This window comes from Limnohabitans sp. JirII-29 (genome assembly GCF_003063395.1).
GTDB lineage: Bacteria > Pseudomonadota > Gammaproteobacteria > Burkholderiales > Burkholderiaceae_C > Limnohabitans.
The window spans coordinates 432,764-449,144 of sequence record NZ_NESB01000003.1 but is presented as its reverse complement, the minus strand read 5'-3'; the positions used below and the strand labels follow the sequence as shown (position 1 = coordinate 449,144).

General features: G+C 60.9%; 16 protein-coding genes. 11 read left to right on the top strand and 5 right to left on the bottom strand.

The window, feature by feature from the left end; translation table 11 throughout:
• Nucleotides 1-25 precede the first annotated feature (25 nt).
• Both B9Z39_RS07235 and B9Z39_RS07230 read left to right on the top strand, forming a co-directional pair.
• Entirely contained in the window at nt 26-613 is a 588-nt protein-coding gene (locus B9Z39_RS07235) for a malonic semialdehyde reductase (protein WP_108301184.1), read from the top strand.
• A gap of 20 nt (nt 614-633) precedes the next feature.
• The gene (locus B9Z39_RS07230; RefSeq protein ID WP_108301183.1) at nt 634-1,635 is read left to right on the top strand and encodes a tripartite tricarboxylate transporter substrate binding protein; all 1,002 of its coding nucleotides are present in this window, start codon (nt 634-636) and stop codon (nt 1,633-1,635) included.
• Between the two features lie 12 nt (nt 1,636-1,647).
• Here B9Z39_RS07230 and B9Z39_RS07225 read toward each other — a convergent pair whose 3' ends face one another.
• The 3 genes from B9Z39_RS07225 to B9Z39_RS07215 all read right to left on the bottom strand — a co-directional run bounded on the left by B9Z39_RS07225 (nt 1,648) and on the right by B9Z39_RS07215 (nt 4,494).
• Entirely contained in the window at nt 1,648-3,621 is a 1,974-nt protein-coding gene (locus tag B9Z39_RS07225) for an amidohydrolase (RefSeq protein ID WP_233248939.1), read from the bottom strand.
• Nucleotides 3,622-3,706: 85 nt separating this feature from the next.
• Nucleotides 3,707-4,213: a GNAT family N-acetyltransferase gene (locus tag B9Z39_RS07220; RefSeq protein WP_108301182.1), complete on the bottom strand. Its 507-nt coding sequence runs from the start codon at nt 4,211-4,213 to the stop codon at nt 3,707-3,709.
• Nucleotides 4,210-4,494: a DUF1778 domain-containing protein gene (locus B9Z39_RS07215; RefSeq protein ID WP_108301181.1), complete on the bottom strand. Its 285-nt coding sequence runs from the start codon at nt 4,492-4,494 to the stop codon at nt 4,210-4,212. Before B9Z39_RS07215 ends, B9Z39_RS07220 begins: the two co-directional genes overlap by 4 nt.
• A 183-nt stretch (nt 4,495-4,677) precedes the next feature.
• Between B9Z39_RS07215 and B9Z39_RS07210 the strand changes: the two genes are divergently transcribed.
• Genes B9Z39_RS07210 through B9Z39_RS07180 form a run of 7 tightly spaced genes read left to right on the top strand, consistent with a single transcriptional unit; the run spans nt 4,678 to nt 12,163 of the window.
• Nucleotides 4,678-5,157, top strand: a complete 480-nt coding sequence (locus B9Z39_RS07210) for a (2Fe-2S)-binding protein (protein ID WP_108301180.1) — start codon at nt 4,678-4,680, stop codon at nt 5,155-5,157.
• A 10-nt stretch (nt 5,158-5,167) separates the two neighbouring features.
• Nucleotides 5,168-7,462: a molybdopterin cofactor-binding domain-containing protein gene (locus tag B9Z39_RS07205; RefSeq protein ID WP_108301179.1), complete on the top strand. Its 2,295-nt coding sequence runs from the start codon at nt 5,168-5,170 to the stop codon at nt 7,460-7,462.
• A gap of 26 nt (nt 7,463-7,488) precedes the next feature.
• Nucleotides 7,489-8,454: a Bug family tripartite tricarboxylate transporter substrate binding protein gene (locus B9Z39_RS07200; protein ID WP_369908120.1), complete on the top strand. Its 966-nt coding sequence runs from the start codon at nt 7,489-7,491 to the stop codon at nt 8,452-8,454.
• A gap of 15 nt (nt 8,455-8,469) precedes the next feature.
• A complete protein-coding gene (locus B9Z39_RS07195; protein WP_108301177.1) occupies nt 8,470-9,444 on the top strand; it encodes a tripartite tricarboxylate transporter substrate binding protein in 975 nt (324 codons plus the stop codon).
• 1 nt (nt 9,445) lies between these two features.
• On the top strand, nt 9,446-10,729 hold the full coding sequence (locus tag B9Z39_RS07190; RefSeq protein WP_108301176.1) for a 3-isopropylmalate dehydratase large subunit: 1,284 nt from the start codon (nt 9,446-9,448) through the stop codon (nt 10,727-10,729).
• Nucleotides 10,722-11,246, top strand: a complete 525-nt coding sequence (locus tag B9Z39_RS07185; RefSeq protein WP_199221179.1) for a 3-isopropylmalate dehydratase — start codon at nt 10,722-10,724, stop codon at nt 11,244-11,246. Before B9Z39_RS07190 ends, B9Z39_RS07185 begins: the two co-directional genes overlap by 8 nt.
• On the top strand, nt 11,243-12,163 hold the full coding sequence (locus B9Z39_RS07180) for an oxaloacetate decarboxylase (protein ID WP_108301175.1): 921 nt from the start codon (nt 11,243-11,245) through the stop codon (nt 12,161-12,163). Before B9Z39_RS07185 ends, B9Z39_RS07180 begins: the two co-directional genes overlap by 4 nt.
• 55 nt (nt 12,164-12,218) lie before the next feature.
• Here the strand turns inward: B9Z39_RS07180 and B9Z39_RS07175 are convergent, their stop codons facing one another.
• Both B9Z39_RS07175 and B9Z39_RS07170 read right to left on the bottom strand, forming a co-directional pair.
• Nucleotides 12,219-13,163, bottom strand: a complete 945-nt coding sequence (locus tag B9Z39_RS07175; protein ID WP_108301174.1) for a nucleotidyl transferase AbiEii/AbiGii toxin family protein — start codon at nt 13,161-13,163, stop codon at nt 12,219-12,221.
• On the bottom strand, nt 13,156-13,767 hold the full coding sequence (locus tag B9Z39_RS07170; protein ID WP_199221178.1) for a hypothetical protein: 612 nt from the start codon (nt 13,765-13,767) through the stop codon (nt 13,156-13,158). The genes B9Z39_RS07175 and B9Z39_RS07170 overlap by 8 nt, the downstream gene beginning before the upstream one ends.
• A gap of 303 nt (nt 13,768-14,070) precedes the next feature.
• Here B9Z39_RS07170 and B9Z39_RS07165 point away from each other — a divergent pair, with 303 nt between their 5' ends.
• Together B9Z39_RS07165 and B9Z39_RS07160 are read left to right on the top strand one after the other, a co-directional pair.
• Nucleotides 14,071-14,946, top strand: coding sequence for a tetratricopeptide repeat protein (locus tag B9Z39_RS07165; protein ID WP_108301173.1), 876 nt, complete (start codon nt 14,071-14,073; stop codon nt 14,944-14,946).
• Nucleotides 14,946-16,376, top strand: a complete 1,431-nt coding sequence (locus tag B9Z39_RS07160) for an efflux transporter outer membrane subunit (protein ID WP_108301172.1) — start codon at nt 14,946-14,948, stop codon at nt 16,374-16,376. The genes B9Z39_RS07165 and B9Z39_RS07160 overlap by 1 nt, the downstream gene beginning before the upstream one ends.
• Nucleotides 16,377-16,381 lie beyond the last annotated feature (5 nt).

Sequence of the window (16,381 nt, the reverse complement as noted above, 5' to 3'; positions counted from 1 at the left end):
TTGTTTTTCTTTTTCTGAGGCTTTCATGACCATTTCCAAAGACGCCATCGACCATCTGTTCACCAACGCACGCACCGCCAACGGCTTCATCGACAAGCCCGTGCCTTTGAGCCTGCTCAAAGAGGTGTACGAGATCGCCAAGATGGGCCCCACCTCGATGAACACCCAACCCACACGCTACGTGTTCTTGACCACCCCCGAAGCCAAGGCTCGTTTGTTGCCCGCCTTGTCTCCCGGCAACGTGGACAAAACCAGCCAGGCACCTGTCACCGTGATCGTGGCCAACGACACCCAGTTCTTCGAGCACATGCCTGTGGTGTTCCCCAACAAACCCGATGCCAAAGAAATGTTCGCGGGCAACGCTGGTTTGGCCGCAGGCACTGCCTCCCGCAACGGCACCTTGGGCAGCGCCTATTTCATGATTGCTGCCCGTGCCTTGGGCCTGGACTGTGGCGCCATGAGCGGCTTTGATGCCGCCAAGGTCAATGCCGAGTTCTTCCCCGATGGTCGCTGGCAAGCCAACTACCTGATCAACCTGGGTTATATGGACACCAGCAAGTTGTTCAATCGCAACCCACGCTTGACGTTCGAGCAAGCCACGCAAGTTCTGTAAGACAGCGCGAGACCCACCTCATGGCCACTTTGTTTGACTTCACTGCGTTCGCGCGCCCTTGGGTGCGTGGCTTGTCGGCTGTTGTGTTGGCGGGCCTGGCCGCAGCTCCCGTGCTGGCGGCTGAGCCTGCATACCCCACCAAGCCCATCCGCCTGCTGCTGGGTTTCCCGGCCGGTGGTGGCTCAGACATCGTGGCGCGTTTGGTGGCCAAGCCGCTCGGCGAGCGCTTGGGGCAAAACGTGGTGGTCGACAACAAACCAGGCGCCGGGGGCAACATCGCGTCTGAGATGCTGGTGCGCGCAGCGCCAGATGGCTACACCTTGATCTTGCTGCCCAGTGGTCACGCCAGTGGTGCCGCCATGAAAAAGAGTTTGCCGTTTGATCCGGTGAAAGACTTCGCCTGGGTCAGCACCATCACCACGTATCCGCTGGCGCTGACTGTGGCGCCAGGTTCAGCCATCACTTCGTTTGCCGATTTGGTCAAACGCGCCAAGGCCGAGCCCAACAAATACACCTACTCCTCCGTGGGGGTGGGCACCGCCATGCACTTGGTGGCCGAATGGGCCTTCAGTGAAGCCGGTGTGCAAATCACCCATGTGCCGTTCAAGGGTGGCACGGGCCCCTTGACCGAGCTGTTGGCAGGACGTGTGGATGTGATGATCGACACCATGACGCTGACAGCCTCGTTGCTCAAAGACCAGCGCGTGCGCGCCATCGCCGTGACATCGCCTGCCGGCAACAGCCCGGTGCCTGGTGTGCCCACGGTTGCCGACACCTTGCCGCAGGTGGTGTTCGAGTCGTGGTTGGGCATTGCCGCACCGGTGGGCACACCGCCCGCCATCCTGGAGCGAGTCAACAAAGAACTGCGTGCGGTCTTGGCTCAAGACGATGTGCGCCAAAAGCTGATTGACTTTGGCGGCACCCCGCGGGCCAGCAGCCCAGCGGAGTTTCGTCAGCGCGTCGAGCGCGACATTGGCAACCTCAAAAAAGTGGTGGCCGACCGTCGCATTGAGTTGGAGTAAAACCCCTCGCGCTCAAAACGCGCAAGGGCATTCCATCCGCCATGAACCCGCATCCCCAATGATCAAGGGGTGCTGATGGCCGCTTTGTGCCATGCGATTGGGTGTGGGCACCTCCATGCCAGCACGTTTGTAGTAGCGGCCATAGTCTTTCATCGGCAGCCAGTCTTGGCGGATGGGCGGCGCGGCTTGGGCCAAGCTCTCATAAGTGCCGGCTCCGTACACCACGTTGCCACCCACCATGGTGAGCACTGATTCGAGGTTCTTGATCTCGTCCACCGGCATGTTGAAGTAGTCGCCCGACAAGAACACCAGGTCGGCAAACTTGCCCACTTCGAGCGTGCCTTTTTTGGTTTCTTCGTTGGACATCCAGGCGCCGCCCGTGGTGTACAGGCGCAAGGCTTCGGTGCGATCCAGCAGGTTGTGGTCACCTTGCAGCTTGGCGCCGCCGAGTGTTTTGCCCGTGATCAGCCAGTGCACGCCCACCCACGGGTTGTAGCTGGTGGCACGGTTGCCGTCGGTGCCTGCGGCCAGTGGGATGCCCATTTCGCGAATGCGCTGGATCGGTGGCGCGTTGGCTGAGACCTGGGGGCCATAGCGTTTGAGGAAGGCTTCGCCGTCCAAGGACATGCGGTTTTGGATGTTGATGCTGCCGCCCAGTGCCGCCACACGCTCCAGCGTTTGGGGCGACAGCGTTTCGCAGTGGTCCAAGCCCCAGCGCAGGCCGGTGAGCGGCACTTCGCGGTGCACTTGCTCCAGCACACCCAAGATGCGCTGCGCCGTGGCGTCAAAGCTCGCGTGCATGCGAAACGGCCAGCGTTGCCCGGCTAAAAACTTGCCCACGGCGGTGAGCTGGCTCTCCATCACGGCAGGGATGGTGGGCGGTGCCTTGTCAAAGTTGGTCACGTCACCGGCGGCCCAGACGATGTATTCACCCGCGCCGAGCATGCGGAAGTAGTCGTCGCCTTCGCCCACTTGAACCATCTTGCTCCAGGCTTGGTAGTTGTCGATCTCCTTGCCACCGGCTTGCGCAAACAGCTCGTAGCCAATGCGCATGGTCATTTTTTTGTCGCGTGCCAACTGGGCAATGGCGGCGTAGTTGTCGGGGTAATTTTGGCCACCACCGCCGGCGTCGATCACGCTGGTCAGTCCCAGGCGGTTGTTCTCGCGCATGAAATGCTGGGTGGACAAAATTTGGTCATCGGGCGACAGGCGTGGAATCTTCAACCAGGTGTTGACCAGCGCAGGCAGGCCAATGGTGGCGACCAACAAACCGGTGGGGTTGCCCGCGCCGTCGCGCTCGATCTGGCCGCCAAAGGGGTTGGGTGTGTCTTTGTTCCAGCCCAGCACGCGCAAGCCTGCGCGGTTGATCCACGCACGGTCGTACAAGTGCATGATCATGGCGGGGGTATCGCCCGTGGCGGCGTTGATTTCGTCCAATGTGGGGAAGCGCTTTTCGGCAAACTGCGCCCAGGTCCAACCGCCAATCACCTGCACCCAATGCGGTGAGGGTGTGCGTTGCGCTTGGATGCGCAAAATTTCCAGGCCATGGCTGAGCGAGGACAAACCGTCCCAGCGCACTTCCATCGAGTAGGTCAAGCCGCCGCGGATGAAGTGGGTGTGGGCGTCGTTCAGACCCGGCACGATGGTGCGTTTTTGGGCGTCGATGACGCGGGTGTTGGGGCCCTTGTGGCGCATCACCTCGTCCTCGGTGCCAATGGCCAAGATCTTGCCGTCAGCCACCGCCAAGGCCGAGGCGGTCGGTTGCTTGGGGTTGAGGGTGGCCATGCGGCCATTGATCACGATGGTCTCGGCACTCACGCTGGGCGCCAGCAGGCTGGCACAACCGCTGATGGAGGACAGGCTGCCGACAGCCACGCCGCCGCCAATCAAGTCACGCAAAAACTGGCGTCGCCCGAAATAACTTTGGGCGTTCTCTGACGGGGTTTGGCAACTGAGGTCGGTGCAATCGGGTTGCAGGCAAAGCATGGCGTGTCTCCTTGGTTTGCCGCGCATCATGTCTGGCGATGCGGCTGGAGGCTGACACGTTGGTGACTGGACGACCTCAATGCTTTCAGGCAATGCTCGACATGGACAAAAACATGGGCGATGGATCTGGGGACTGATTGCCTTGCAGCAACACAAAACCGAGCTTTTGATAAAAGCCCACAGCGTTGGCGTCGGCATCCAGGTAGACGCCAAAACTGCCCACGTTGACGGCGCTCGCTTGAGCCGCTTGCAAGGCGATCTTGATCAACTGCTGACCCAGACGGTGCTGCTGGTAAGACTTGGCCACACCGAGCATCACCACCCGCGTGCAAGGGATGGTTCGGGGCATAGACCCTAGCTCAAGCACACTCAAGCGAGAGAGTTCGATGCTGTGGTTGGCCAGCGTGACAAAACCCACCAAACGCTGAGCGTCGTCGCTGTCCAGCAAGGCGTAGGCGACGCATACACCTTGGCGCACTTGCTTGGACAAGTTGTGTCTGGCAAAACGGTTGATGGCATCCAAGCCGCAGTCGAAATCTTTCAGTCCTGGGTGTTTGACCGTTGGGTCAAACAGCGATGAAACGATGTTCATTTTTTCTGCTGCGGCAGAGGGGGCAGGGCCATCAAGTCTTTCATGGCTTTGGTGGGCTTGGGGGACTGCATGACCAAACGGGCCAAGTTGAGTTGGCCTTCTTTGGACAAGGTGATGGCTGCATGTGCCAGCAACACTTTGCGCGCCTTTTCGATGGCAGAACTCATGACAAACGAAGACAAGTCCATGCCGTCTAACAGCGCGGCTTTGTTGAGAAGTTCTTTGGCATCCGCGGTGGTTTTGAGTTCCATGCGTGCACTTTTTAAGGCTGTGGCAGTCATCTGTTTCTCCGAATGAAGTGGCTTAATGTACGGCTATTGGTCGTCTTTGTAAAGAATGGGGCGATGCAAATACCCTGTCACCAAGGTACACAGCCAAAGGGAAAACGCTGACATCTGCACGGGTGATCTTCTTTAGCATGCTCACAGTTTTTGTCGAAACCTTTTCCCCTTTCAGGAGACGCCATGCCCAACTATTCACTCAATGTGGACGGAACCCCGCAGACCGTGCAAGCCGAGGTCGATGAACCTCTGCTGTACGCCTTGACCGACAAGCTCAAGCTCAAGGGGCCTAAGTTTGGTTGTGGCTTGGCCCAGTGCGGTACCTGCACCGTGTTGGTCGATGGCAAGCCAGTGCGCTCGTGTGTCACCCCCACCAGCGCGGTGGTGGGCAAGCCCATTCGCACGCTCGATGGCTTGGCCAAAAACGGTCAACTGCATCCGGTGCAAGAAGCCTTTGTGCACGAGCAAGCGGCGCAATGCGGCTACTGCTCGAACGGCTGGATCATGAACAGCGTGGCCTTGCTGGAGAAAACGCCCAAGCCCACCCAGGCCCAAATCAAACAGGCATTCACCAATGTGCAATGCCGCTGCGGCACCCAAATTGCCATCATGCGCGCCGTCAAACGCGCCAGCGACACCATGACCCCCAACGCCAAAGCCTGAAGGAGCCACCATGAACACCCCCAAGCTTTCTCGTCGTGAATTCATGCAGACCCAAGGCGCGCTGATTGTGGGCGCCAGTGGTTCTGTCTTTGTGGGCGATGCCCTCGCGCAAGCCGCTGCGCCAGTGGTGATTGGCCCGCAACCCACCGCACTTGACACCTGGATTCGCATTGCCACCAATGGCCACGTGACCGCCAACTTTGGCAAGATGGATTGCGGCCAGGGCCTCGATACCGCCATCGCCCAAATCGTGGCCGAAGAACTCGATGTGTCGATGGACGCGGTCACCGTGGTGATGGGCGACACCCGCCTCACCCCCAACCAAGGCGGCGGCAGCGGCAGCACCGGTTTGCGCATGGGCTCCAACCCGCTGCGCAACGCAGCCGCTGAAGCCCGTCGTTTGTTGGTCGAAGCCGCCTCGGCCCGTTTGGGCGTGGCCGCCAGCGAGCTGGCCACCGAGAACGGCCGCGTGTTCGTCAAAGCCAATACGGCACAAAGCGTGAGCTATGCCGACTTGATTGGTGGCAAAGACTTTGGGGCTTCGTTGAAGTGGAACAACGCCATCGGCAACGGCATGAATGCCCAGGGCATGGCCAAACCCAAAGATGTGTCGCAGTACAAGATCGTGGGCCAAGGCATCAAGCGCAAAGACATTGCCGACAAGGTGGGCGCCAAAGAGCACTACACCGCGCACATCCGTCCTGACAACCTGTTGCATGCGCGTGCCGTGCGCCCGCCTGTGGCTGGGGCCATGCCGCTATCGGTCGATGCGGCGTCGATTGCCGACATTCCCGGTGCCAAGCACTTTGTCAAAGGCGGCTTTGTGGCCGTGTTGGCCGAGACCGAGTGGAATGCGGTGCGTGCATCGCGCCAACTCAAGGTCACTTGGTCTGACGTACAAGGCCCGTTGGGTGGGGGCGAAGGCACGGTGTTTGAGCACATCCGCTCGGCACCTGTGACCGCGTCCAACGCCATCCCCATTTTTGGCGGTAAAAAAGCCTACGACGCCAAGCCCACCTTGACGGCGCTCGCCTCGTCCAAGCGCGTGATCGAGGCCGAGTACGAGTGTTCGTTCCAGTCGCATGCGCGCATCTCGCCGTCGTGCGGCGTGGTCGATGTCAAGGGTGACCAAGTACAAATTTGGGCCGATGTGCAAAAGCCCCACTACTTGCGTGAAGGCATTGCCAAGTTCTTGGGCCTGCCCGAAGCCAATGTGCAGGTGAAGTGGATGCACGGCGCGGGCTCGTATGGCCGCAGCGATGCCGATGAGGCCCCTTATGAAGCCGCGCTGCTGTCCAAAGAGTTTGGCCGTCCCGTGCGCATGCAATGGTCGCGTGCCGAGGGCATCGCCTGGGACCCCAAAGCTCCCGCTGCGGTGATCACCATGAAAGCGGGCCTCGATGAGGCCAACAACGTGACGGGCTGGTTGCTCAAGGCCAAGGGCTTCAACGGCTGGGACGTCAAGTTCAACGCCGAGAGTCCTGAGCACACCTTGGTCGGCATGCAAACCGGCCACAAGAAGTGGACCGCCTACAACTTCAACGTGCCTGAAGAAAGCTACAAGTTCAACAACCATGTGCACTGGTGGGAAACCATTCCTCCGTACTTGGAACAAGCCTCGCCCATGCGCACCGCCCACATGCGTGCGCCGCAAGAAATGCAAACCCACTTTGGCCAAGAGTGCTTCATCGACGAAGTGGCGCACGCCACCGGCATGGACCCGGTGGCATTCCGCATGAAGCACATGCAAGACCCGCGTGAGGCCGACGTGGTGAAAGCGGCGGCTGAAAAACTGGGCTGGGCACCGCGCACCAAAGCACGCGGCAAGTCGACGGCCAAGGTGATGACCGGTCGTGGCATGGCCTTGCACGCGGGTTACCAGTCGTATGCGGCCGTGGCCTGTGAGGTCGAAGTGCACCGCGACACGGGACGCATCTGGGTCAAGAAGCTGGTGATCGCCAACGACTGCGGCCTGATCGTCAACCCGATTGGTGTGCGTGCGGCGATGGAAGGGCAAATCATGCAGGGCATCAGCCGCTCGTTGTATGAAGAAGTCCATTTCGATCCTCAGCGCGTCAACAGCGTGGACTGGAACAGCTACCGCATCGCCAACTTGGACGACATTCCGGGTCAAGTCGAGATCGTCTTGCTCAATCGCCCCGACAAACCCATTGGCGGTGCCGGTGAGCCCGCCATCGTGTGTTTCCCCGCTGCCATTGCGAATGCGGTGTTTGACGCCACGGGTGTACGCATTCGCCGCTACCCGCTGGCACCCGCACGCGTCAAGCAGGCCTTGACCACCTGAGCGGGTTGCACACCATGTTCACGCCGATGCTTCGTCGCACTTGGTGGGTGACTTGTCTGGGCTTAGCGCTGTGCAGCGGCGCACAGGCGCAAGACAAGTTCCCGTCCAAAACCGTGACCTTGGTGGTGCCGCAAACCGCAGGCGGCGCCAACGACGCCATTGCCCGCGTGCTGGCGCAAAAGCTCAGCGAGCAATGGGGTCAGCCCGTGGTGGTGGAAAACCGCCCCGGCGCCGGTGGCAATGTGGGCACAGCGTCGGTGGCCAAGGCCAAGAACGATGGCTACACCTTGCTGGTCAATGCCGACAGTGCGCAGGTCATCAACCCGTTTCTCTACCAGCGCACCGGCTTTGACCCGGTGAAAGACTTTGATCCGGTGGCCCCGTTGGCCAAGGCCGGTTACGTGCTGGTGGCCAACCCGGCGTTGCCTGCCAACACCGTGGCCGAGCTGATTGCGTTGGCCAAGTCCAAGTCGGATCCGCTGGCCATTGCCTCGGCGGGCAATGGCACCTTGAACCACCTGATTGGCGAGATGCTGCAAAAGGCCACGGGCATTCAGTTGCAGCACATTCCCTACAAAGGCGCGGCCATGGCAGCGACCGATGTGGTGGGTGGGCAAGTGCCGCTGTCGGTGCAAAGCATGCCGTCCTCGATTGCCTTCATCCGCTCGGGCAAGCTCAAGGTCTTGGGGGTGGTGAACGAAAAGCGCTTGGCCGCACTGCCCGATGTGCCCACCATTGGCGAGACCGTCAAAGGCTTTGGTGCCACCCCGTGGTACGGCATGTTTGCACCCGCTGGCACGCCCAAGCACATCTTGGCGCAAATTCAAGACGAGGTGGCCAAAGCCCTGGACGCCAAGGAAACCCAAGACAAGTTGGCGACTCTGGGGTGCGAGCCTTTCAAAGGCAGCGCAGAGCAACTCGCTATCATCGTGCGCGACGACTTGCAGCGCTGGTCGCGCATCGTCAAAGATTCGGGTGCGAGAGTCGATTAGCCAGAGTGAGAACACATGAACATACGACAGTTGTTAGCGGCACTTTTGGGTGCCGCTTCTTTTTTGGGGGCCTCGGTTGCGTCAGCCGCTGAGCCTTTTCCCACACGGCCCGTCAAGTTGCTGATTGGCTTTGCGCCGGGCGGCAGCTCGGACACCGTGGCGCGCATCATGGCACCGCGCATGGGCGAGTTGCTCAAGCAATCGGTGGTGATCGAAAACCGACCCGGCGCGGGTGGCAACATCGCCTCTGAGCAATTGGTCAAAGCTCCCGCAGACGGCTACACCATCATGCTGGGCACCATTGGCTCGCTGGCGGTGAACCAGCACATCAACAAGCTCAGCTACAACCCCGTCACCGACATGCAGGCCTTGAGCATGGCCATCGTGTTTCCCAACGTCTTGGTGGTCAACGCCAACAGCGACATCCGCAGCCTGGACGACTATGTGCGCCAGGGTAAGGCCGAGCGTTCACGTGCGTCGTTTGGCTCTTCGGGCATTGGCAGTGCAGGGCACTTGGCGGGTGAGTTGTTCAAAGCCACTGCCAACCTCAACAACCAGCACGTGGCCTACCGGGGTGGCGCGCCCGCCATGAACGACTTGTTGGGCGGCGTGCTGCCCTCCATCTTCTCCAGCCCGACCGATGCCATGCAGTTCATCCAAAACGGCAAGCTGCGTCCACTGGCCGTGACCAGCGCCAAGCGCATGGAGGTGTTGCCCAACGTGCCCACCATCGCCGAGTTGGGCTACCCCGGCTTTGAGGCTGTCAACTGGTACGCCTTCACCGCACCTCTGCGCACCCCCCCCGAGGTTGTGAAGCGTTTGAACGAGGTGATCACCATGACCCTCAGCGACCCCCAGATAGCCGCGCAGCTGCGCAAACTGGGCTTGGCCCCCACACCCACCTCGCCCGAAGACACCGCGCGCTACATGCGCGCAGAGAGCGACAAGTGGGGCGCAATTGTGCGCAAAGCAGGCATTAGCGGAGATTGACATGAGCGCCACCATGGCTGAAAAAATACTGGCTCAACGTTCGGGCCAGACCCAGGTACACGCGGGCGACATCGTCGTGGCCAACGTGGATTACGCGATGGTGCACGACGCGCGTGCACCCAACGCCATTCGCATGGTCGAGAAGATGGACGCCAAGTTGCCCTTTGCGTCCAAGACCGCGTGGGTGCTCGACCATTACTCGCCCCCGCCCACGGTAGAGGCGGCACAAGGCCACAGTGCGATGCGCCGTTTTGCCAAAGAACACGGCAGCCAGCTCTACGACATTGGCGACGGCATTTGCCACCAGGTGCTGCCTGAAGGCGGCCACCTGACCTGTGGTGACTTGGTGGTGGGCACCGACACCCACTCGGTCACCTATGGCGCGTTCAACGCGTTTGGCACCGGCATCGAAGGCACCGACGTGAGCGCCGTCATGGCCACCGGCAAGGTGTGGCTGCGTGTGCCCGAGTCGGTGCGCGTCACCCTCAACGGACGTTTGCAACCCGGTGTCTGGGCCAAAGACCTGACGCTGTACATGCTGGGTCGCTTTGGCGCGGAAGGCTTGAACTACCGTGCCATCGAGTACGTGGGCTCAGCCGTGAACGCCATGGAAATCGACGACCGCATGACCCTGGCCAACCACGCCGCCGAACTCGGCGCCAAGGCTGCGCTGCTCGAAGCCGATGACAAAACCTTCGCTTGGCTGGCGGCACATGGTGCGCGTCCACCTCAGCCTGTGTTTGCCGATGCCGATGCGGTGTATGCCGATCGGCTGGACATCGACGCTTCGCAACTCGCGCCCCAAGTCGCGCGCAAGCATGCGGTGGACGATGTGGTGGCTGCTCACGAGGTGATTGGCCAAAAGATCAACTTCGCGCTGATTGGCACCTGCACCAACGGCCGCTTGGACGACATGCGCCAAGCCGCCGCGATTTTGAAAGGCCGTCGTTTGGCCTCGGGCGTGCGCATGATCATCACCCCGGCTTCGCGGCAAATTTATTTGGCGGCTTTGCGTGAGGGACTGATTGAGACCTTGACCGAAGCCGGTGCCTCGGTGGAAGCCGCAGGCTGCGGCACCTGCGTGGGCATCACCAACCATTTGATTCCAGGCGACCGCGAGGTGGTGATCTCCACCGCCAACCGCAATTTCCAAGGCCGTCTGGGCAACCACGAGGCCGAGATTTGGCTCGGCTCCGCAGCCACGGTGGCCGCGTCTGCCCTGACCGGGCGCATCACCGACCCGCGCACGGTTGAAGGTGGGCAATGGGAGGCCAGCCATGTCTGAGCATTTGATGGAAGCCACCGCCTGGGTGTTGGGCGACGACGTCAACACCGACCTCAACTGCTCGGGCAAATACCTGCCCGGCAAAGACGAGGCCTACATCGCGGCCCACGCCTTTGAAGCCGTCGATCCGAGTTTTGTGCAGCGTTTCAAGTCGGGCGACATCATCGTGGCGGGCACGCACTTTGGCATCAACTCCTCGCGTGAGCAGGCGGTGCACATCTTGCGCCGCATGGGCGTGGCGGCCATCGTGGCGCCGTCGTTCGGGCGTCAGTTTTTCCGCAACGCCATCAACAACGGGCTGTTGGTGCTGGAGTGCGACACCGCCGGTTTGCCCAACGGCGCGTCAGCGCGTTTGGACCTGCAAACCCACACCTTCACGGTGACCCCCTCCGACGCCAGCCAGCCACCCATCACGCGCAGTTTCAGGGCCTTGCCCGAGGCCATCCTGGCCATCTTGCGCGAGGGCGGGCTGATTCCGTTCTTGAAGAAATACCCCAACTGGGAAGTCACCGCATGACCACCACCTCTCGCGCCCCGGGCCGCGTCTCGCGCATTCGCCAAGCCTTGCAACAGCGTTTGGCCACGGTCAAGCAGCGCGCCTTGGTGGCGCCTGGCATTTACGACGGCTACGGCGCACGCTTGGTCGCACAAGCCGGGTTCGAAGCCGCGTACATGACGGGCAACGGCGTGTCGGCCTGTTTGTTGGGTCGTCCCGATGTGGGGCTGATTGATTTGACGCAGATTGCCAACCATGCCCGCAACGTGGCCGCTTGCATGGACTTGCCGCTGATTTGTGACGCCGACACTGGCTACGGTGGCATCGTGGCCTTGCAGCGCACGGTGGCTGAGTTCGAGGCCGCAGGCGTGGCCGCCATTCACATCGAAGACCAATGCTCGCCCAAGCGCTGCGCCCAGTTGCCCGGCGCGCGCACAGTGCTGCCTTTTGACGAGGCGGTGGCCAAAATTGCCGCTGCTGTGGCGGCGCGCAACGACCCCGACTTCATGGTGATTGGCCGCACCGACAGCGCGGCCTCGATGGGGCTAGACGAAGCCATCCGGCGTGCCCAGGCCTTTGCGCAGGTTGGCGCGGGGGCGGTGTTTGTGGAACTCAAAGGCCACGCGGGCATCTTGGCTGACATTCGCCGCATCGCCGATGTGGTGCCGGTGCCCTGTGTGGTCAACATCGACGCCGGTGGCGCACTGGCCGAGGTGACCTCAGACCAGCTGCACACCCACGGCATTGGCGTGGCGATTTACCCCGGCATGATTCGCAACGCCGTGGGTTTTGCCATGCGCGAAGCCCTGGGGCATCTCAAGCACGACGGCAGCACCGCCCAAGTGCGCCCACGCATGCTGTCTTCACGCGAGTACACCGACGTGTTGGGTTTGCCCGATGTGGAGGCATGGGAACAGCGCTTCGACCTCAAGACCTGAGGGGCACCTTATAGGCTTTGGCGAGGGCGTGTCATCAATTCATGATCTTGGTGCATCACATGGAATTCAGGTGTTCGCCAATTCTGGCAAGTAGCTGATCAAAATCAGGCTGTCCCTGGTAATAGAGCGTGGAAGACTTGCTGTATTCCCGAGTAAAAAGCGCCCGTTGCTTTGGATCGCTCAAAGTAAATGCTGAATTCTTGGAGATCACCAATTCATCGCCTGTCCGAAAGCGCTGTTGTTTTCTCTCCTGGTAAGCAGGCGTTTTCATGAATTCCTGCACTTCCTGTAGACCGAGCAGGCAGTACACGTCGTAGTAGTGCCGTAGGAAGTTGGCTGGAAACTCTTTGGCCTCGGCCAGACGCCGGTACTTGGTCGAAATGGTTTGGAGCTTCTCGACAAAGGTGTGTGTCGGCGCGTAGCACAGGACGTTCACCGCACGGTTGTCGAACACCTGTACGCCTTTGCCCAGGGCGAAATCCAAGGCCCATGAGGAGATCGTGACCGCTCGATTGGGAGCTGTGTCGTCAAACCCCAGCTCCAGCAGGATGCCGTCCTTCACCCCCGACAGCCCGGCTGTACGAGGTGAGTAAGACAGGCGAATGCCTGCGCTGCGCATTTTTTCGTCATCGAAAAAGGTGTCCCGCTCCACACTGTCGATGCCTGGGATGCTGATGCGCTTGGCCAGTTCGTCGTAATAAGCCAGCCGTGAGGCAATGTGAGCGGGCTTGTCCTGGTTGCGGCCGATTTTCACATCCATGTCGGCCGGAGGCTCGATACGGATGTCGATGTCTTCGGAGAACCGATGGATCACCCCGAAGCCTTTGGACAGGGATGTACCGCCCTTGAGCTCGAACACAAAACCCTGTGCCTGTATGCCCCATAGCCCGTGCATGATCCAGTAATCCTTCTCGACCAACATGGGGTCAAGGCCTCGACCGTTGGCGACAACCGCGAGCAATTGGTCGAAGTCGCGTCGCTCGTGAAGAAACTCAGCCATTGATCCATTCCCGGAACCGTTTGCGCGTGACCATGTTGCCGTAGCTTTCTATGGCCTCTAGCAGCCGATCCATATCGAAGGAGGGTAGTTTGCTGCGAGCCTGGCTGAGCACCACATCACGGTCTTCGGCCAGTTCTTCCAAGTTGTTGAGCAAGTCCACGTAGAGGAACTCGCGAGACAGCTTCTTCGGAAAACGGGGCTTCACCCGGAAATCGAACTGCCGATTTCCGAGACGGAAGACGCCGTGGCGCTTGTGGTTGTAGACCAACGTCCGGTTGTAGAGCTGCGTGGTGCCTAGGCCCACAGCGTTATAAGAAGAGGGCGAAAACACCAGGAATTCCTTGTCCCGCAGAAACCCCTTCACAACCTGATCGTCGGCTGGGGGGAGAGGGCCAAAGTTCGACTGCTTGGGGGCGTGGTAAAGCCCCTGAGCCAGCTTTTGAAGTTTGCCCATGGAGACCAGCTCACGCAGATGCCGATCTACCGCATTGCTTAGGCGAGCGAGATCCTCACGCCGATAGACATGACCGGCTTTCAGCTCATCTGCTAGGTGCGCAGTGGCACCCCGCAGGGATGCGGTGGGCAGTGAAGTGGTTGCTGGCACGAAAGATTTCTCATTGAAATTTCATGCATTTTAACGTCATTGACCCATCCCGCCATCTCCTCTGGTATCTCTTTGAGCTAACTGAGCGTTTCCCGGCGCGTGCCCAACGTTTTGCACATCAACAACAAATTTTCACGCGAGTACAACGACGTGTTGGGTTTGCCCGATGTGGAGGCATGGGAACAGCGCTTCGACCTCAAGACCTGAGGGGTGTCCTAGGGTCTTTACTTAGTATTCACGAGCAAGCCCCACAATAGACCTCCTTGCAGCCTGAGGCTGTGTTGATTTTGAGAGGGTCTATCCATGTTCCTGACTGTTCGTACCTTGTTCAAACCCCTGGTGGCAGGCCTGTTGTTGGCCGTCTCGGCCTTGGCTTTGGCACTGCCCACCCCCAAAGACATTGAAACTGCGGTTCGCGAAGGCCACATGGCGCAAGCCGAGTCGATGCTGCGCGAAGTGATCCAAGAAAAGCCCCAAAGTGCCAAAGCGCACTACGAGCTGGGCCAAGTGCTGGCGCGCGAAGCGCGCTACCCCGAAGCCCTGACGGAGCTCAAGCAGGCCAAAACCATCGACCCGTCGTTGAAGTTTGCCGGCAGCGATGCCCAGTTCAACGCCGTGTTCGACAAAGTCAGTGCAGCGGCCACGCCCGCCGTGACGCACAGCACGCCGTCCACCGCTATGGTGCAAGCCGCGCCTGCGCCACAAGCCCCTGCGGCCTCTGGCAGCTCGCCGCTGAGCTACATCTGGATTGCCATTGCGCTGGTGGTGGTCGTGGCCTGGTTGGCACGCCGTTTTGTGGCCAACAACCCACCTGCGGGTAGCCCCATGCCCGCGCCCATGCAACCTCAGCCCGCACGTGGCTTTGGCGCGCAGTTCACGCCCAACCAGCCAGGCTACGCCCCCCAGGGCTACCCCGCACAAACGCCCAGTGGTGGCTCCACCATGACCGGCGCTGTGGTGGGGGGCTTGGCCGGTGTGGCCGCAGGTTATGCCTTGTCCAAAGCCTTGGAAGGTGACCACCACAGCAGCACCAGCGCGCCGGTGGTGGACAACAACGGCGGCTATGTGCCATTTGATGCACCTTCACGCCCCGACTTGGGCAGCTTTGATGCGGGATCTGGCAGTGGTTGGGACGACAGCGGCAGCGATGCCTCTGGCGGTGGCGACGACAGCTGGTGATGTCTTGGCTTTTTTCTGCGCGCGGCCGTCTGGCCTGTGGCGCGCTGCTGGTGGGGGTGTTGACGGCGTGTGCCAGCTCTGGCCCTGAGCGACAAGCGGCAATCCCCACCGCTGTTCAAACCTTGGGGCTCAAAGACACTGCCACGCCAGAGGTGGCCGCCGATTGGTGGCGCGCCATGGGGGACCCGGTGTTGAACCAGATCGTGACCCAAGCCCTACAAGGGCAGCCCACCTTGGTGGTGGCGCGTGCGCGCCTGGAGCGCATGCTGGCCATGGCCGATGTGAGCCGCGCCAACGGCCTGCCACAAACCTCGGCCGCAGTAGACCTGTCGCGCCAGCGCTTCACCGAGAACGGCCTCTACCCCAAGCCGATTGCAGGCGGTGTGTACAACACGGGCAACGTGCAGTTGGGGCTGGGCTGGACGCCGGATCTGTTTGGCCAACACACGGCCGAATTGGCGTCGGCCTTGGGGCAGGTGCAAGCCGCCCGTGCCGATGCAGCTGCTGCTGCGGTGACCTTGGCCTCGCAGGTGAGTCGCAGCTACATCGCCTTGGCGCGTGTGGTGGCACAGCACGCGTTGGCGCAAGCCACGCTCACGCAGCGCAGCCAATTGCAAGGCGTCACGCAAATGCGTGTGGCGGCGGGCATTGACAACCAGTTGGAGTTGCACCAGTCAGACGTCGGGGTGTTGGAAGCGCGCACCCAGGTGCAGGCGCTGGACGAACAGATGGCTTTGCTGCGCCACCAGCTGGCAGCTTTGAGCGGGCAGGGCCCACAGGCTTATGACGGTTTGACGCCGCAACTCAGTGCCTTGCAACTGGAGGCCTTGCCTTTGAACTTGGGGGCCGATTTGCTGGGTCGACGAGCCGATGTGGTGGCGGCGCGCTGGCGCGTGGAGGCGGCCACGCAAGACGTGGCGGTGGCCAAAACCCAGTTCTACCCGAACGTGAATTTGGGCGCTTTCGTGGGCGTCAACGCCATTGGTTTGGACAACTTGTTTGACAACGGCAGCCGCCAAGTGGGCATCAGCCCGGCTTTGCGCTTGCCCTTGTTCGATGCCGGACGTTTGCGCGCCCAACTGCGTGGCCGCGAGGGCGACTTGGACGTGGCCATTGCCAGCTACAACGCCACCTTGCTGGATGCGGTGAAAGAAGCCAGTGACGCCATCAGCAGCAGCCTGTCTTTGCGCGTGCAATTGCGCGACCAACAGCAGGCCCTGGTGTCTGCCCAAGCGGCATTCGCCACCTACCGTGCGCGCTTTGCCGCAGGCTTGGTCAATCAGGGCGTGGTGCTGAATGCGCAAAGCCAATTGCTGGCGCAACAACGTGCGTTCACCGAGGTTCAGGCCCGTGCCCTGGACAACCAGGTGGTGATGATGAAAGCCTTGGGCGGCGGTTGGCGCGAGTCGCCACAAGAACAAAAAAATTGAAAGAA

Excerpts from the sequence above, each read along its gene's own strand:
- B9Z39_RS07160 (WP_108301172.1), top strand. The coding sequence starts at position 14,946 with ATGTCTTGGCTTTTTTCTGCGCGCGGCCGTCTGGCCTGTGGCGCGCTG.
- B9Z39_RS07190 (WP_108301176.1), top strand. The coding sequence starts at position 9,446 with ATGAGCGCCACCATGGCTGAAAAAATACTGGCTCAACGTTCGGGCCAG.
- B9Z39_RS07185 (WP_199221179.1), top strand. The coding sequence starts at position 10,722 with ATGTCTGAGCATTTGATGGAAGCCACCGCCTGGGTGTTGGGCGACGAC.
- B9Z39_RS07165 (WP_108301173.1), top strand. The coding sequence starts at position 14,071 with ATGTTCCTGACTGTTCGTACCTTGTTCAAACCCCTGGTGGCAGGCCTG.
- B9Z39_RS07175 (WP_108301174.1), bottom strand. The coding sequence starts at position 13,163 with ATGGCTGAGTTTCTTCACGAGCGACGCGACTTCGACCAATTGCTCGCG.
- B9Z39_RS07230 (WP_108301183.1), top strand. The coding sequence starts at position 634 with ATGGCCACTTTGTTTGACTTCACTGCGTTCGCGCGCCCTTGGGTGCGT.
- B9Z39_RS07225 (WP_233248939.1), bottom strand. The coding sequence starts at position 3,621 with ATGCTTTGCCTGCAACCCGATTGCACCGACCTCAGTTGCCAAACCCCG.
- B9Z39_RS07210 (WP_108301180.1), top strand. The coding sequence starts at position 4,678 with ATGCCCAACTATTCACTCAATGTGGACGGAACCCCGCAGACCGTGCAA.
- B9Z39_RS07200 (WP_369908120.1), top strand. The coding sequence starts at position 7,489 with ATGCTTCGTCGCACTTGGTGGGTGACTTGTCTGGGCTTAGCGCTGTGC.
- B9Z39_RS07205 (WP_108301179.1), top strand. The coding sequence starts at position 5,168 with ATGAACACCCCCAAGCTTTCTCGTCGTGAATTCATGCAGACCCAAGGC.
- B9Z39_RS07180 (WP_108301175.1), top strand. The coding sequence starts at position 11,243 with ATGACCACCACCTCTCGCGCCCCGGGCCGCGTCTCGCGCATTCGCCAA.
- B9Z39_RS07195 (WP_108301177.1), top strand. The coding sequence starts at position 8,470 with ATGAACATACGACAGTTGTTAGCGGCACTTTTGGGTGCCGCTTCTTTT.
- B9Z39_RS07235 (WP_108301184.1), top strand. The coding sequence starts at position 26 with ATGACCATTTCCAAAGACGCCATCGACCATCTGTTCACCAACGCACGC.
- B9Z39_RS07220 (WP_108301182.1), bottom strand. The coding sequence starts at position 4,213 with ATGAACATCGTTTCATCGCTGTTTGACCCAACGGTCAAACACCCAGGA.
- B9Z39_RS07215 (WP_108301181.1), bottom strand. The coding sequence starts at position 4,494 with ATGACTGCCACAGCCTTAAAAAGTGCACGCATGGAACTCAAAACCACC.